The sequence below is a fragment of the Pseudomonas sp. K5002 genome (genome assembly GCF_013386655.1).
GTDB lineage: Bacteria > Pseudomonadota > Gammaproteobacteria > Pseudomonadales > Pseudomonadaceae > Aquipseudomonas.
Map to the genome: position 1 here is coordinate 282 of NZ_JACARK010000131.1, position 743 is coordinate 1,024.

At 64.2% G+C, this 743-nt stretch carries 1 pseudogene; it reads right to left on the reverse strand.

Annotated elements, in window-relative coordinates:
* Positions 1-51 precede the first annotated feature (51 nt).
* Positions 52-743 (reverse strand): annotated as a pseudogene (locus tag HX846_RS07885) (cytochrome c biogenesis protein DipZ); the annotation flags it as partial.

Below are 743 nucleotides of genomic sequence, written 5' to 3' on the forward strand. Positions count from 1 at the left end.
GCAAGCCAGCTCCTACATGATCGGGTTAACCATGCCAAATTTCGCTATGGGTTAGCCGAAGGTGAAGGCATAGGCCGCCACTTGCGGGTCCAGGAACTCGATGGTGAAGGTCCGGTCCTTGACCGCGCCCGGCTGGCGCACCAGTTGATACAAACGTTGTTCGGTCACGGTGCCGCTGCCATCCGGTGCGACGTCGGTGCCGTGGGCATCCCCCGGCGCCTGGCCGTCGATGCTGACCTTGAAGCGCACCGGCTTGCCGTCGGCGCCCGGGCCCAGCACCAGGTGCAGGTCACGGGCGTGGAAGCGGTAGACGATCTTGCCGTTGGCCGCTGCGAGGGTGGCTTGCTGGCCGCCGACGTTCCATGGGCCTTCCAGGGTCCAGTTATTCAAGGCCAGGTTGCCGGCTGCCGGGTAGTTCACCACCTTGTCGGTGCCCAGGGTGCCGGTGGTCACGAAGTTCTCGGCGCGCTGGAAGCCCAGGTAGGTTTCCGGCGACTGCACTTCGCTCATGTCCGGTGCGGCCTGGATGCCCTTGGCATCGGCTTCGATCAAGCCGCCCGCCACCTTGGTAGCGCCCGCCTCCCGCAGCAGTTGCTGGATCACTCGCTCGGACTCGGCGTAGTCACCCTCGCCAAAATGGTGATAGCGGATCTGGCCCTTGGCATCGGCAAAGTAATGCGCCGGCCAGTACTGGTTGTTGAAGGCGCGCCAGATCTTGTAGTTGTTGTCGATGGCCACCGGGT